The organism is Clostridium acetobutylicum ATCC 824 (assembly GCF_000008765.1).
In the GTDB taxonomy this organism is placed as follows: domain Bacteria; phylum Bacillota; class Clostridia; order Clostridiales; family Clostridiaceae; genus Clostridium_S; species Clostridium_S acetobutylicum.
Map to the genome: position 1 here is coordinate 1,563,317 of NC_003030.1, position 14,798 is coordinate 1,578,114.

Here is a 14,798-nt window from a genome sequence, read left to right on the forward strand (position 1 = left end):
TAAGGTGAGAGAATTTAAGCTGAAAAAAGGAGATAAAGTTGGCATAATAAGCTGTTCTGATGGAATAAAAAAAGAAAATAAAAAGAGAGTGGAAAGTGTAGTTGATATATTAAAATCAATGGAAATTGAAGCTGAGCTTTCAAAATGCATATTTAGAGAGAAGGCTGAATTTTCAGGAAGCGGTAGTCAAAGGGCAAAGGAGCTTATGAGACTTTTCCTTGACAAGGATATAAAGGCTATTTTTGATATTTCAGGAGGTAATTCAGCAAATCAAGTATTAAGTGATTTAGATTTTAATATCATAAAAAACAATTACAAGCCATATTTCGGAATGAGTGATTTGACAGTTATTTTAAATAGTATATATAAAAAAACAGGACTTAAAAGCTATCATTATGCTATATACAATTTTGGTAGAGAAAACTCAAGACTCCAAATAGACAGGTTTAAAAAATCTTTCATTCAAGGAAAAGAAGATATCTTTGATTTTACTTACAAGTGGCTTAGAAAAGATGTAATTGAAGGAGAGGTAGTAGGTGGAAATATAAGGTGCTTTTTAAAGCTCGCAGGAACAGAATATTTTCCAAACCTTGAGGGTAAAGTTCTTCTTCTTGAAGCCTTAAGCGGAAATGTAAGTAATATATCCTCTTTAGTTGAACAACTTTCTATGCTTAATGATTTTAATAAGCTTTCTGGAATAATTTTAGGTACATTTACTCAAATTCAGGAGGAAGGCAATATTAATATCCTAGAAGAAATAATACTCGAAAAAACAAAAGTATTTAATATTCCAGTAATAAAGACAGAAGAAATAGGTCATGGAAGTGACAGTAAGTGTATTGTTATAGGAGAGAAAATTAAAATTATATAAAATTGTAGAGTACTATACTAAAATATAAAATTCATTTTAGTATAGTACTTTTTTATTTTGGTAAAACTATTACATAATTAAAGTTAAATAATTTTTAGAGGTGATTTTTTTGAGTCTTAATGGATTTTATTTGCTTCCTCACCCTCCAATAGTTGTTCCAGAGGTTGGAAGAGGGGAAGAGAAAAAAATAGAGAATACAACTAAAAGCTTTGAAGCTATTGCAAAAGATATAGCAGGTAAAGCTCCTAATACTATTATAATAGTTACACCTCACGGTACTATGTTTCAAGACTATATTGCACTAGCCTATGAAGATGAAATATCGGGAAGCTTTAAGGATTTTCGTGCTCCTAATGTGTCAATGGAGCTTAAAATAAACAAAGAGCTTACAAGCAAAATATATGAACTCGCATACGGAGAAAGAATACCTTCAGTAATGGCTACAAATGATATTTTGAAAAAATACAATACGTCTGTTTTCTTAGATCATGGTTGTATGGTTCCTTTGTACTTTATAAATAAATATTATAAGGAATATAAAATAGTACATATTACTTATGCAGCTCTAAGTGATATTGAGTTATATAGATTTGGAATGAACGTTACAAAAGCAGTAGAAGAATTAAATGAAAATGCTGTTTTTATAGCAAGTGGTGATTTATCTCACAGATTAAGAGAGGATGGTCCCTATGGGTATAATCCAGCTGGAGAAAAATTTGATAAGGAGCTTTTAAATAATCTGAAGGATGGAAATGTAGAGGGAGTTTTTAGTATAGATAAGGATACAGTTTATAATGCAGGAGAGTGTGGAAGACGTTCTGTAGCGGTTCTTCTTGGAACACTTGAGGGAAAGAAGTTTAAAGGAGAAATTTTAAGTTATGAGGGTACCTTTGGAGTTGGATACGGAGTTATGAAGCTTGAAGCTTTTTCTAATGATACTTCAAAATTAAAGGAATTAGAGAGAATAAGAAAAGATGAATATGAAAGTAAAAAACAAGAAAAAGATCCATACGTAAAACTTGCAAGAGAAAGTCTTACTCAATACTTAACTACTGGGGAGGCCATTGAAGAAATTCCAGACTATGTAACGGAAGAAATGCGAGATCTAAAAAGAGGGGTATTTGTGTCCTTAAAAAAATTTGGAGACTTAAGGGGATGTATTGGAACTATATTCCCAGTGACTGATAATATTGCAGAGGAAATTATAAGAAATGCTATTGAGGCGGGGTTAAATGATCCTAGATTTTATGAGGTAGGAAAAGATGAGCTTGTGGACATAGACTTTTCAGTGGATGTTTTAGATGAGCCAGAGAGTGCGACAAGAGAAGAGCTTGATCCTAAAAAATATGGAGTAATTGTAACACATGGACGAAAAAAAGGACTTTTACTTCCTAACCTAGAGGGAGTTAATACAGTTGAGGAGCAGCTTGAAATTGCACTTGAAAAAGCGGATATAGATTCTCATGAGGACTATACAATAGAAAAATTCATGGTAACAAGGCATAAGGAAAGTTAAAGATGAAAGTGGAAGCCATGTTTTATGAAAAAATTAAAGATAAAGTTCACTGCTTTTTATGTCCTCATAATTGTGTTATAGAAAATGGTCATTTTGGAAAATGCAATGTAAGAACTCACGAAGATGGAAAGCTTTTTACAATAAACTATGGAGAAATAACCTCAATATCACTGGATCCAATAGAAAAAAAACCTCTTTATTATTTTAAACCTGGTAGTAAGATTCTTTCGGTAGGAAGTTTTGGGTGCAATTTTGTTTGCGATTTTTGTCAAAATTATGATATATCTCAAAGGAAGGCCAGAAGCACATTTGCTCCAAAGGAAGAACTTATTAGAATAGCAATGACTACAGAAGATAACATAGGTCTTGCATTTACCTATAATGAGCCTAGCATATGGTATGAATATATGTATGATTGCGCAAAGCTCTTAAAGGAAACAGACGAAAAAAGATCCGTTGTATTTGTAACTAATGGTTTTTTAAGCGAAGAACCTTTGAAAAAACTTCTTCCATATGTAGATGCTATGAATATAGATTTGAAGAGCTTTAAGGAGTCTTACTATAAGAGTCTTTGTGGAGGAAGGTTAAATCCTGTGTTAGAAACCATAAAAATGGCTGCAAAGGTTTGTCATGTAGAGGTTACAACACTATTAGTGAGTGGGGAAAACGATAATTTAGATGAAATAGAGGAAATAGCTAAGTTTTTAGCTTCTGTAAACAGTGAAATACCTCTGCATCTTTCTAGATATTTCCCAAGGTATAAGCTTGAAAATCCACCAACAGATGTAGAGTTTATGCAGGAGGCTAAGAAAACAGCTGAAAAGTATCTTAAAAGGGTAATGCTTGGGAATGTATAGATGGTAAGAGAGTAACTTTAGGAGGGGTTATGCATGGACAATTTGTTAAACATCGTTATTATACTCTTACTTGTATTTATGAATGCATTTTTTGTTGCAGCAGAATTTTCAATGGTTAAGATAAGAAAATCTAGAATAGAAACGCTGGTACTTGACGGAGATAAAAATGCTAAATACGCCCTAGGAGTAATTAATAATCTAAATTCTTATTTGTCTGCATGTCAATTAGGAATAACTTTGGCATCTTTAGGCTTAGGTTGGGTTGGAGAGCCAGCAGTGTCAAAGATGTTATCCCCATTATTCAATCTCCTTAAAATACCTAAACAAATTATTGGTTCTATTTCGGTTGTGGTGGGTTTTATAATAATAACTGGATTTCATATTGTCCTTGGAGAGTTAGCCCCTAAATCTGTAGCTATTTTAAATACAGAAAGTATAGCAAAAGCTACAGCTATTCCATTAACACTATTTTATAAATTTACTTATCCAATAATAGTAGCCTTTAATAAAAGTACGGATCTTGTTTTAAAGCTATTTGGCATAAAGCAGGTAGATGAGCATGAAGAGGCTCATACGGATGAAGAGATAAGAATGCTGGTTGAGGAGAGCTATAAGCATGGTTTAATTGATAAAACAGAGTTAACCTTTGTGGATAATGTATTTGACTTTTCTGAAAAAACTGTAAAGGAAATTATGGTTCCAAGAACAGATATGAAATGCATTTTTGTAGAGGATTCCTTTGATGATATAGTAGGAGTAACTATAGATGAACATTTCACAAGGTATCCTGTATGTGAAGAAAGCAAGGATAATATCATTGGACTCATACATATAAAGGATTTATATAAGCTAAAAATTAATAAAGAAGATGAAAAGATAGAAAGTATTATAAGGGAAATCAAATTTGTTCCGGAATCAATGTCCATTAGTGAACTATTTAGAATGTTTCAAAAAGAAAGAATGCAGATGGCAATAGTTATTGATGAATATGGTGGAACCTTTGGGCTTGTTACAATTGAGGATATTTTAGAAGAAATAGTTGGAGAAATCCAAGATGAATTTGATGAGGAAATGGAAGAAATTATAAAAACAGAAAATGGAAGCTATGTAGTAGATGGCAAGGTTTTAATAGAAGATATCAACGAGCTTTTAGATATAGAGATATATGAGGAAAATATTGATACTATAGGAGGATGGATTTATTCTAAGTTGAAGAAGTATCCTAAAACCAATGAAAAAATAAATTATGGGAATTATCAATTTATAATATTAAAATGTGATAGAAGAAGAATAGAAAAAATTCTTATTAAAAATTTATGAAATAGACTTGTTTGTTTAACATTCTTAAGAGTACAAGAATATAATGTAATTGAATTATTTTAAGGAGAACATATATTATGTATTCAGAATGTCCATATTTTAGAGAAACAAACAACTGTCCTGTGCCACCTACAAATTTTCCGCCTCAGCATCAAAATCGTCAGCCGGGAATAGAGAGCGTAATGCGTCCTAGACCTATATATAATAATCCATGCTATTATGCCTCAGGAAAACTGAGAAACAAGGTTGCATTAATCACTGGAGGAGATAGTGGTATAGGAAGAGCAGCAGCGGTTGCCTTTGCTAAAGAAAAAGCAGATGTAGCTATAGTATATTTGTATGAGCGTAATGATGCCATGGAAACAAAAAGGGTTATAGAATCCTTAGGGCAGAGATGTCTTACCATTGAAGGAGATGTGAGAAGAGATGGATTTTGCAGGGAAGCTGTTGAGAGGACTATAAGAACCTTTGGAAATCTTAATATTTTAGTTAACAATGCAGCAGTTCAGTTTCCTCAAGATAGTATATTAAATATAACAAATGAACAGCTAGAGAACACTTTTAGAACTAATATATTTTCTATGTTTTATATAACTAAGGCAGCTCTTCCTTATCTTAAATATGGCAGCTCAATTATTAATACTGCATCAATTACAGCATATGAAGGTGAAAAAACATTAATAGACTATTCATCTACAAAAGGTGCAATAGTATCCTTTACTAGGTCGCTTTCAAAATCTTTAGTAGATAAGGGAATTAGAGTAAATGCCGTAGCACCAGGACCTATCTGGACACCACTTATACCAGCTAGTTTTTCAGCTGCAAGAGTTGCAACCTTTGGAAAAGATACTCCTATGAAGAGAGCTGGTCAACCGTATGAACTTGCTCCTGCATATGTGTATTTGGCATCTGATGATTCCAGCTATGTTACTGGTGAGGTAATTCACATAAATGGTGGAAGAATGGTAACCACTTAATGCTTGGGTGCTGTATTAAGCAGCATCCTTTTTAAATTTTATTAGTGATATAATTAAAGTAGGTTAAAGAAAAGAAGTGGAGTGTTAAGTATGAAGCTAAAAAAACTAAATAAAAGTACATATATTTTTACTTATGATAATATTAAAGAATACTCTACAAATGTATTTTTGATTAAGAAGAAAAATAGAGTATATGTTATAGATACCTTTTGTGGAACTAAAAGCATGGAGCCTATTACGAATGAAATTGGAGACAAGGAGATCTGTGTTATAAATACACATTTTCATTGGGATCATATTTTTGGAAACTCTGCTTTCAAGGATGCCATAATAATCAGTCATAAGAAATGCAGAAAAATACTAGAAGAGTCTTGGGACAGTCAGCTAAAGGAGAACGAAAGATATGTTCTAGGAAGCGCAGAAAAATGCATTCCCAATTTGACATTTAAAAGTGAGATTATGTTTGAGGAGGATGGAATTGAAATATTCTATAGCCCAGGGCACACCGAGGACAGTATTTCTATCTTTGATCATGAAAGCAGAATATTATATGTTGGTGACAACCTTGAAAAGCCTATAGTATATGTTGAAAATAGTGATATTGATGCGTATATGAGTACACTTAAAAAATATATCGAATATGATGCTGATAAAATTTTTGCTGGACACACTTTAAATTTGACTACAGAGGATATTTTGGATACAATTAATTATCTAGAAGCCTTAAAAAGAGGAGATAAATTAGAGTTTGATACTGAGCATGAAAGAAAAGTACACAGTGATAATGTAAATATGGTGTTTACGAAAGGAGAAATTACTAATGGTAAACTTAAAGATTAAAAAGATAGATGATGCAGCAATATTACCAGAATGCGCACACGAAGGTGATGCAGGATTGGATTTATTCTCAGTTGAGGAAAAAGTGATTAAGGCAGGAGAAAGTGCTTTAATAGGTACAGGTATTCAAATGGAACTTCCACCTGAAACTGAAGCGCAAGTAAGGCCTAGAAGTGGACTAGCATTGAAACACTCAATAACAGTTTTAAATTCCCCAGGTACTATTGATGAGGGGTATAGGGGAGAAGTAAAGATAATACTTATAAATCATGGAAAAGAAGACTTTAAGGTTGAAAAATCTATGAAAATAGCACAGATGGTTATTAAACCTGTTTTAAAAGTTAAGGTTGAAGAGGTAAAAGAACTGTCATCAAGTGATAGAGGCACTGGAGGTTTTGGTTCCACTGGACTAAAAAAATAGTAGGTATTATATAAATCTAACATAAGTATTTAAACTTATGTTAGATTTTTTTATTTCACAATTTAATTATAAATATAAATATTGCATAAAAATCGTTAATAAAAACATCTATTTGATAATAAAATATTAAAAAAATATTATTTTTTTATGATAAAATAATATCAAGTAAAACCTACATAATATATAACATGTTAAAGGGGGTAAAGATATGCTTACTACTTGCAAAAGTGTTTTAAAATTGCCTTACCTTGAGAAAATAAAAGTTGTTGCAGGAGAAAAAGGCTTAAATAGAATTATAACTTGGGTTCAAGTTGTTGAATATCCCGAATATTCAAAGTGGCTTAAGGGTGGGGAGCTTATACTTATAAGTGGCATTGCTATAAAAAATAATATAAATTCTCTTGTGAATTTTATTAGAGATATAAATTCTAGAAGTCTTTCAGGAATTGTTATTAGTATAGGACCATATATAAAAGAAATTCCAAAGGAAGTAATAGAAATTGGGAATCAGCTTGATTTTCCTATATTTGAAATTCCTTTTGAGGTGAAGTTCATTGATGTAAGCCAAAGCATATGTAAGGCTATTTTTGCAAACAAGGTTAACCAAGAATCTATGGAAAATTTTATGAAGGATATAATTTTTAGAGATTTTACATTTTCAGAGGACATACTTAGTAGAGCTGTGGCCTATGGATATAATCCTAAAACAAAATATATTTCTTTTGTAGTGGAGCTTCATAATGAAAAAGATATGCTGGAGTGTGATTTGAAGACCAAGCAATATATAGAACAAATTGTTATAGAGGTTCTGGGAGAGTGGAACAAGAGAAGCATACACATAATGCAATATAATTCAATTATTCTTATGCTGCCTAAAAATGAAAAGAGGACTATAAAAAATATAGCTATGAACATTATCGAGGAAATCATTTCAAAAGCTAAAAATACAAGTGTAAATATTGGAGTAGGGGGAGAGTTTAGCGAGCTTAGGGATTTTAAAATAAGTGTTAGTGAGGCACATAGATGTCTTAAGGTTCTAAAGCTTAATAATGACAATAATACTGTTATAAGTTATGATGAGCTCGGTATTTATAAATTATTTTTTCAGATGGATAATTTAGAGGAAATGAAAAAATTTTATTTGGATGTGCTAAAAAAATTGATTGATTATGATTCTAAAAACACCACTGAGCTTATGAATACTCTTGAGATGTATATAAAAGAAAGTACTAATATAAATAGAACAGCAGAAAAACTGTTTATTCATAGAAATACCTTAAAGTATAGAATAAGAAGGATAGAGGAGATTACGAAATGCAGTCTTAAGGATGTAAATGTACTATTCAATTTTGACACTGCGCTTAAGATAAAGAAGTTTCTTACAATGGAAAATGCAGTATAGCCGTATATGATAAATGTAAACAAAAAAAATCCTCCGAATTTGTCTATTTTGGATATATGAAAGTTATTTGAAATATGATAAATTATATACAGTGAAATTGATAAATTAATAATTATATAACTAAAAAATAATAAAGTATTAATAAAGACTGAATATATCTATTAATTTAATATGCGATTTGGAGGAGTTAAATATGGAAGAAATAAATGCTAAAGTTGTAACTAAAGTACCAGGACCTAAATCAAGAGAGCTTCTTAAAAAGAGAGAAAAGTATGTAGCAAAGGGAGTAAGTTGTTCATATCCAGTATTTGTAGAGGAAGCAAAAGGCGCTTTAGTAAAGGATATTGACGGCAATGTATTTGTTGATTTTGCAGGTGGGATTGGAGTTCAAAATATTGGACACAGGGACGATGGAGTTGTAGAAGCAGTTAAAGAGCAGCTTGATAAATATATTCATGCATGTTTTCATGTTAATATGTATGAACCATATGTTGACCTGGCAGAAAAGCTTACGGAAATAACGCCGGGTAATTTTGCTAAGAAGGCCATGTTTGCTAATAGTGGAGCTGAAGCTGTTGAAAATGCTATAAAGATAGCAAGAGCGTATACAAAAAAGTCAGGTATAATTTCTATGAATGGTTCTTTTCATGGGAGAACAAATATGACTATGTCAATAACAAGCAAATATAAACCGTATAAGAACGGATTTGGACCTTTTGTATGTGAAACCTATAAAGCGGACTATGCATACTGCTATAGATGTCCATTAGGTTGTAAATTTAAAGACTGCGGCATAGCTTGTGCTGAAAAGTTAAAAACTATGCTTAAGACAGTTGTTTCTCCAGATATGATTGCTTGTCTCATAGTAGAACCTGTTCAAGGAGAAGGTGGTTTTGTAGTTCCACCTAAAGATTACTTTAAAGCTCTTCAGCAAATATGCAATGAAAATAACATAGTATTTATTGTTGATGAAGTACAAGCTGGTTTTGCTAGAACAGGTAAGTTTTTTGCCCACGAGTATTTTGATGTTGATGCTGATATTATAACTATGTCTAAATCCATAGCTAATGGACTTCCTATATCTGCTGTGGTAGGAAAGGCAGAAATAATGGATGCTGCTTGTGTTGGAGGAATTGGTGGTACCTATGGAGGAAACCCACTTTCTTGTGTAGCGGCAATTAAAGTTATAGATAAAATTAAGGAAGCAAACTTAAATGAAAAATCAATAGAACTTGGAAAATCAATAATGAATAGACTTAATGAAATGAAAGAAAAGTATAATGTTATTGGAGATGTACGAGGGCTTGGAGCAATGATTGGAGTTGAATTTGTAAAGGATAAGGATACCAAAGAACCAAATAAAGAGATAGTTTCAAGTATATTAGATTACTGCTTTAAGCATGGAGTTATTTTTCTAAATGCTGGACTTCTAGGGAATGTCCTTCGTTTCTTGCCTCCAGTTGTAATGACCGATGAGCAGCTAAAGTATGGATTAGATACTTTAGAAGAAGCTATAAGAATAGCGATTTAAAAAGATAATAATTAAATATATATTGGGATGGCTTTTTTGTGAATGTTTCAAAGAAGTCATCCTTAATTTTTTGTTTTATATTTGTAGATAAATGTATTAACAAAGGTGTACAAAACCCCGTAAATTGTATTACCAATATTTTTGTATTTCTGAACCTAAAAGTAAAAATGAGAAATTAAGTTATATATTCAAATATTGGACTCAACTATAAAAAAATTAATTACGATAATATATATAGGTGCAAAAGAATCCAATTTTTTATAAGTTATGAAAAAGTTATAATGGACTTACTTGAAAGGTTGGATTATAATACTTTAAATTTATAAGTTATGGTTATGGGTTTAGAGGTTGGCTATACTTCAAGTTATGGGAGGAGAGTATTTTATGGTAGTAAGAGAATTAAATGATGGTGACATTAAAAGTTGGGGAGATTTTATTAATGAAAGTGTTTTGAAATCTACCTTTGTTGAAGACTTTAAGTTTAAATTGTGTTTTAAACTTGGAGTAGAGACTAATGGAAAGCTAATAAGTGCAGTTGAAGTTAAAGGCGGAGAGGATGAGGTCAAATTGTACAGTTTGCCTCAGTATAAAGAAGTTGACTTTGAAGGTATTCTAATAAGTGCAGCAAAATATTATAACAGCTGTCACTAGGAGTATTTTAAGATAAGAGGGTTTCTAAAGTAAATATTTAAATTAGAAACCCCGCAATTTTTTTATTTATAGCCATTTGGATGATTTTTGTGCCATTTCCAAGCTGTTTCTATTATAGTTTCAAGAGAATTAAATTTTGGCTTCCAACCAAGTTCTAAGATAGCCCTATCTGAAGATGCTATTAAAGTTCCAGGATCACCTGCACGTCTTTCACCTATCTCTGCTTTTATATTTATTCCGGTTACCTTTCTAGTTGCTTCAACTACTTGTTTTACTGAAAAGCCTTTTCCATTTCCTAAATTATATATTGCACTTTTGCCGCCGTTTTTTAATCTTTCAAGTGCTAAAAGGTGTGCAGAAGCTAAATCTGAAACATGAACATAATCTCTTACGCAAGTTCCATCTTCAGTATCGTAGTCATCACCGTATATCATTATTTTATCCCTTTTTCCCAAAGCCACTTGAAGAATTAATGGTATTAAATGAGTTTCAGGATTGTGATCTTCACCTATATTTCCGCTTATATGAGCACCACAGGCGTTAAAATATCTTAATGCAGTATACTTTATTCCATATGCATTGTCACACCATTTTAATATTTTTTCTACTGCAAGCTTTGATTCTCCATAAGGATTTGTTGGAAAAGTTTTATCGCCTTCTAATATAGGGATATTATCAGGTTCTCCATAGGTTGCAGCAGTAGATGAAAATACTATGTACTTTACATCATGATTTTTCATAGCTTCTAAAAGTTTAACAACTGATTGAATATTGTTATCAAAATACTTTAATGGATTTGCTACACTTTCCCCAACTAGAGAGTTAGCAGCAAAATCTATAACAGCATCTATTTTATTTTCATCAAAGACCTTGTTTAAAAAATCCTCATCTCTTAAGTCTCCTACATAAAGCTTATTGTTTAATATAGATTCCTTATGACCAGTGGTAAGATTATCTACAATAACTACATTATGACCATTTTCAAGAAGATAAGCTGCCATATGGCTTCCTATATAACCTGCTCCTCCGCAAACTAATACGTTCATAAATTATATACCTCCCTTATAACCTAAATATATTACGTATTTATTTTAGCATATATTTACTATTTAAAAAAATATTTTTAGTGAATACATTGTTAAGATTTGTATTTCAAATGAAACTATATTGATTTCATTCGAAATGGTAACTATAATAAATGGAGGAAAGCGTATTATAGCTTTTTCAAGAAGGGTGAGTAAGTTTGAATTTAAGACAAAATAAAATTTTTAATATAATAGTAAAGAGTCCCAAGATTACAGTCAAAGAGCTAAGTAAATTGCTTTCTGTGTCAGAGGTTACAATAAGAAAAGATTTGTCTTCACTTGAGGAAGAAAGATTAATTAAAAGAATACATGGTGCAGCTGAAATTTCTTCAGATTCTATTGAAAGTAAAATATTATCCAAATATGAAGAAAAGCTTAGGATAGCAAAAGAAGGAATAAAATTTGTAGACAATGGCGACACTATTTTGATTGAAGCAGGGTCAACTAATGCTCTTTTAGCAAAACAAATTTCAGAGGCTAGAAATGTTCATATAATTACAAATTCTCTTTACATAGCTGAAAATTTGAAACTCAAGGAAAACGTTAAAATAACGCTTATAGGAGGAGAACTACAAAAGGAAGGGGATGCGCTTGTTGGTCCCGTTGCAAAGGCTTGTTTAAATGAGGTAATTGTGGATAAGGCGTTTATTGGAATGGATGGCTTTTCAAAGGAACTGGGCTTTTGCTGTAGTGATTTTTTTAGAGCTGAAATTGCAAAAGAAATGTGCAGTAAGGCAAATAAAGTTATAGTTCTGGGGGAAGCCTCTAAATTTGAAAATGTTGGAGTTACACTTACAGCTAAGTTTAATGAGGTTTATACGGTTATAACTGATACAAAGATATCGAAGGAAAATATGAATATACTGAAGGAAAATAAAGTTAGAACTTTAGTAGTTTAAAGTAAATATTAATTGGAGGAATACAAAATGGCAAAGGATAATCTAAAAAAAATATCTGCTAAGAAGGCTTTAGAATATATAAAGGATAACACGGTAATAGGGCTCGGCGGAGGAGAGACAATAGGATATTTATGTGATTATTTAAAGGAAAAAATTAAAAGTGGTTTCAATATTAAAGTGGTAACACCATCTATAAAAACTAGAAACACCTGTATTGAAAATGGTATTGAGGTTTTATATACATCAAGTGTTGAACATTTGGATGTGGCTTTTGATGGATGTGATCAGCTTGATGAAAAATTAAACGCCCTTAAAAGCTGTGGAGGAATACATTCAAAGGAGAAGATTATTGCTTCTATGGCTGATAAATATATTTTACTTACTAATGAAAGTAAATTCGTAAAGAAATTAGATTCTACATACCCTATAGTTTTAGAAATATTGGAGGAGTCAGCAGGTTATGTTAAAAGAAGAATAAGTGAAATTGGTGGAAAAGCAACCTTTAGATCAAGTGCTGCAAAGGATGGATTCACTATAACGGATAGTGGAAATCTATTGTTAGATGTATTCTTTGATGAATTAGGAGATGCTAAGGAACTTCAAAAGGGGCTTAAGGGTATAACAGGAGTTGTTGAAACTTCTTTATTTGTGGATTTAGTAAGTCAGGCGATAATAGCTTATGAAGATGATATAAAGATTATTTCTAAATAAATGAATATATAATTCCAAATTTACGAATACTAACAATATATTAGGTATTGGAGGGATTATTTATGCGTTTACCAAATCATATAGGTATAATTCCAGATGGAAATAGAAGATGGGCAGTGTCGAAGGGTATGTCAAAAGAAGAGGGATATAATCCTGGTATTTCGCCTGGGCTTCAACTTCTAAGACTTTGCAAACAAGTTGGAATAAAAGAAGTTACATACTATGGTTTTACAGTTGACAATACTAAAAGACCTAAAAATCAGAGATTAGCATTTACAGACGCTTGTATAAAAGCAGTTGATGTTATTTCAAAAGAAAATGCATCGCTTTTAGTAGTTGGAAATACTGAATCCGATATGTTTCCCAAAGAACTACTTCCATATACTAAAAGAAAGTCCTTTGGAGATGGAGGAATTAAAGTTAATTTTTTAGTAAACTACGGATGGGAATGGGATTTAAATAAAATAAAAGAAGGGGAAAAAAGCAGCAAGAAAGTGGTAAGTTATATTAATTCTTCATATATATCTAGGGTTGACTTAATAATCAGATGGGGAGGAAGAAGAAGGCTCAGTGGATTTCTTCCTGTTCAGTCTATATATTCTGATTTCTATGTTGTAGATGATTATTGGCCAGATTTTAAACCAGAGCATTTTTTTGATGCATTAGATTGGTATAGTAAACAGGATATTACCTTAGGTGGTTAATAAAATATAGAATTTTTCGTAAAAATCATTCTAAAAGAGAATGATTTTTATTTTTTTGGGGCAAATAAAGCTTTAATTATTGATAATAATAAAAAATTCGAGTTTATTTAACAATAATCTTATAAGATTGTAAAATTTATTGTTTACATTTGACAAAAAAAATAGTATTATTAGTTGTAATGAAGATATTTCATATTTTATAAAAAAATTTACTAATATGTTATTTTTATTAAACAGGCGTGGGGGAATAGGATTATGTATGAAGGATTACTTATAGATATTGACTATTTATTGAATGTAGTAAAGGAACTAAAAATAAACTTTGATAAAAAGATAAAAACACTTAACTTACTAATAGAAAGAAATATACCTATAGTTTTGTACACAGAAAACAACAAAGAATATGTAGATACTATTATGAAATATTTGAAAATAAAGGAGCCAGCTATAATTGTTGAAGGGGCACAAATATATTCTCCTTTTGATTTAAGCTATGAAGCCGTTTTTCCTTTATCAATTAACACTGTTTGCAAACTTGGAAATTGGGCTATGGATAGAAAAATGGACATGAGTATAAGTACAGATAAAAAGGTTATTGATTATTCAGAGTGGCTTAAGGAATTAAGACAAGTAAATTATAAAAATGCAGGCGATAAGTTGCCAAGTGCTGTAAAGGTTGACATATGCATGAAAAATGACGATAAGAGGATTGAGCTTTTGAACTTCATAGGGAAGAATAATTTAGAATGTTATGCTCATATGTATTTAAATCATGTGGCTTGTATAAATTCAATAGTAGATAAGGGAAATACACTAAAGTATCTTGCAAATAAGAAAAAATGGGATATCAAGAAATTTGCTATGATAGGGGATTATTCTAAAGACACATCTATTTTTGATGAAGTTGGATTTTTAATGTCAATTTCAGATTTTACTAAGGATTTTGAAAAAAATTTCGACAAAACACTTAAAAGTGATATGATGAGTATAGTGTAATTAGAGTTTAAAACAATTAT

At 31.1% G+C, this 14,798-nt stretch carries 15 protein-coding genes; 14 read left to right on the plus strand and 1 reads right to left on the minus strand.

The features are described 5' to 3' along the window. Positions 1–4 precede the first annotated feature (4 nt). From CA_RS07455 to CA_RS07500, 10 genes are all read left to right on the plus strand, one after another. Positions 5–871 carry a S66 family peptidase gene (locus tag CA_RS07455; protein ID WP_010964728.1) on the plus strand — a complete coding sequence of 289 codons (867 nt, stop codon included), beginning with the start codon at positions 5–7 and terminating at the stop codon, positions 869–871. A 109-nt stretch (positions 872–980) separates the two neighbouring features. Further along, entirely contained in the window at positions 981–2,387 is a 1,407-nt protein-coding gene (amrA, locus tag CA_RS07460; protein ID WP_010964729.1) for an AmmeMemoRadiSam system protein A, read from the plus strand. Positions 2,388–2,389: 2 nt separating this feature from the next. Then, entirely contained in the window at positions 2,390–3,244 is an 855-nt protein-coding gene (amrS, locus tag CA_RS07465) for an AmmeMemoRadiSam system radical SAM enzyme (protein ID WP_010964730.1), read from the plus strand. A gap of 33 nt (positions 3,245–3,277) precedes the next feature. Continuing rightward, the gene (locus CA_RS07470) at positions 3,278–4,564 is read left to right on the plus strand and encodes a hemolysin family protein (RefSeq protein ID WP_010964731.1); all 1,287 of its coding nucleotides are present in this window, start codon (positions 3,278–3,280) and stop codon (positions 4,562–4,564) included. A gap of 77 nt (positions 4,565–4,641) precedes the next feature. Next, entirely contained in the window at positions 4,642–5,541 is a 900-nt protein-coding gene (locus CA_RS07475; RefSeq protein WP_010964732.1) for an SDR family oxidoreductase, read from the plus strand. Between the two features lie 90 nt (positions 5,542–5,631). Then, positions 5,632–6,381 (plus strand): MBL fold metallo-hydrolase, encoded by a 750-nt coding sequence (locus CA_RS07480; RefSeq protein ID WP_010964733.1) that lies wholly within the window; start codon positions 5,632–5,634, stop codon positions 6,379–6,381. Beyond that, positions 6,362–6,799: a dUTP diphosphatase gene (gene dut, locus CA_RS07485; RefSeq protein ID WP_010964734.1), complete on the plus strand. Its 438-nt coding sequence runs from the start codon at positions 6,362–6,364 to the stop codon at positions 6,797–6,799. Before CA_RS07480 ends, dut begins: the two co-directional genes overlap by 20 nt. Before the next feature lie 208 nt (positions 6,800–7,007). Continuing rightward, positions 7,008–8,201 carry a PucR family transcriptional regulator gene (locus tag CA_RS07490; protein WP_010964735.1) on the plus strand — a complete coding sequence of 398 codons (1,194 nt, stop codon included), beginning with the start codon at positions 7,008–7,010 and terminating at the stop codon, positions 8,199–8,201. A 193-nt stretch (positions 8,202–8,394) separates the two neighbouring features. Continuing rightward, positions 8,395–9,732, plus strand: a complete 1,338-nt coding sequence (gene gabT, locus CA_RS07495; protein ID WP_010964736.1) for a 4-aminobutyrate--2-oxoglutarate transaminase — start codon at positions 8,395–8,397, stop codon at positions 9,730–9,732. Between the two features lie 384 nt (positions 9,733–10,116). Further along, complete coding sequence (locus CA_RS07500) at positions 10,117–10,383, plus strand: hypothetical protein (protein ID WP_010964737.1); 267 nt, start codon at positions 10,117–10,119, stop codon at positions 10,381–10,383. Between the two features lie 62 nt (positions 10,384–10,445). Here CA_RS07500 and galE read toward each other — a convergent pair whose 3' ends face one another. Then, positions 10,446–11,429: a UDP-glucose 4-epimerase GalE gene (gene galE, locus CA_RS07505; RefSeq protein ID WP_010964738.1), complete on the minus strand. Its 984-nt coding sequence runs from the start codon at positions 11,427–11,429 to the stop codon at positions 10,446–10,448. 197 nt (positions 11,430–11,626) lie between these two features. Between galE and CA_RS07510 the strand changes: the two genes are divergently transcribed. From CA_RS07510 to CA_RS07525, 4 genes are all read left to right on the plus strand, one after another. Further along, positions 11,627–12,367 carry a DeoR/GlpR family DNA-binding transcription regulator gene (locus CA_RS07510; protein WP_010964739.1) on the plus strand — a complete coding sequence of 247 codons (741 nt, stop codon included), beginning with the start codon at positions 11,627–11,629 and terminating at the stop codon, positions 12,365–12,367. A 27-nt stretch (positions 12,368–12,394) separates the two neighbouring features. Then, positions 12,395–13,078: a ribose 5-phosphate isomerase A gene (gene rpiA / locus CA_RS07515; protein WP_010964740.1), complete on the plus strand. Its 684-nt coding sequence runs from the start codon at positions 12,395–12,397 to the stop codon at positions 13,076–13,078. Positions 13,079–13,140: 62 nt separating this feature from the next. Continuing rightward, positions 13,141–13,782 (plus strand): undecaprenyl diphosphate synthase family protein, encoded by a 642-nt coding sequence (locus CA_RS07520; protein ID WP_010964741.1) that lies wholly within the window; start codon positions 13,141–13,143, stop codon positions 13,780–13,782. Positions 13,783–14,037: 255 nt separating this feature from the next. Beyond that, the gene (locus tag CA_RS07525) at positions 14,038–14,778 is read left to right on the plus strand and encodes an HAD hydrolase family protein (RefSeq protein ID WP_010964742.1); all 741 of its coding nucleotides are present in this window, start codon (positions 14,038–14,040) and stop codon (positions 14,776–14,778) included. Positions 14,779–14,798: the final 20 nt, after the last annotated feature.

Excerpts from the sequence above, each read along its gene's own strand:
- amrS (WP_010964730.1), top strand. The coding sequence starts at position 2,390 with ATGAAAGTGGAAGCCATGTTTTATGAAAAAATTAAAGATAAAGTTCAC.
- CA_RS07470 (WP_010964731.1), top strand. The coding sequence starts at position 3,278 with ATGGACAATTTGTTAAACATCGTTATTATACTCTTACTTGTATTTATG.
- CA_RS07475 (WP_010964732.1), top strand. The coding sequence starts at position 4,642 with ATGTATTCAGAATGTCCATATTTTAGAGAAACAAACAACTGTCCTGTG.
- CA_RS07480 (WP_010964733.1), top strand. The coding sequence starts at position 5,632 with ATGAAGCTAAAAAAACTAAATAAAAGTACATATATTTTTACTTATGAT.
- dut (WP_010964734.1), top strand. The coding sequence starts at position 6,362 with ATGGTAAACTTAAAGATTAAAAAGATAGATGATGCAGCAATATTACCA.
- CA_RS07490 (WP_010964735.1), top strand. The coding sequence starts at position 7,008 with ATGCTTACTACTTGCAAAAGTGTTTTAAAATTGCCTTACCTTGAGAAA.
- gabT (WP_010964736.1), top strand. The coding sequence starts at position 8,395 with ATGGAAGAAATAAATGCTAAAGTTGTAACTAAAGTACCAGGACCTAAA.
- CA_RS07500 (WP_010964737.1), top strand. The coding sequence starts at position 10,117 with ATGGTAGTAAGAGAATTAAATGATGGTGACATTAAAAGTTGGGGAGAT.
- galE (WP_010964738.1), bottom strand. The coding sequence starts at position 11,429 with ATGAACGTATTAGTTTGCGGAGGAGCAGGTTATATAGGAAGCCATATG.
- rpiA (WP_010964740.1), top strand. The coding sequence starts at position 12,395 with ATGGCAAAGGATAATCTAAAAAAAATATCTGCTAAGAAGGCTTTAGAA.
- CA_RS07520 (WP_010964741.1), top strand. The coding sequence starts at position 13,141 with ATGCGTTTACCAAATCATATAGGTATAATTCCAGATGGAAATAGAAGA.
- CA_RS07525 (WP_010964742.1), top strand. The coding sequence starts at position 14,038 with ATGTATGAAGGATTACTTATAGATATTGACTATTTATTGAATGTAGTA.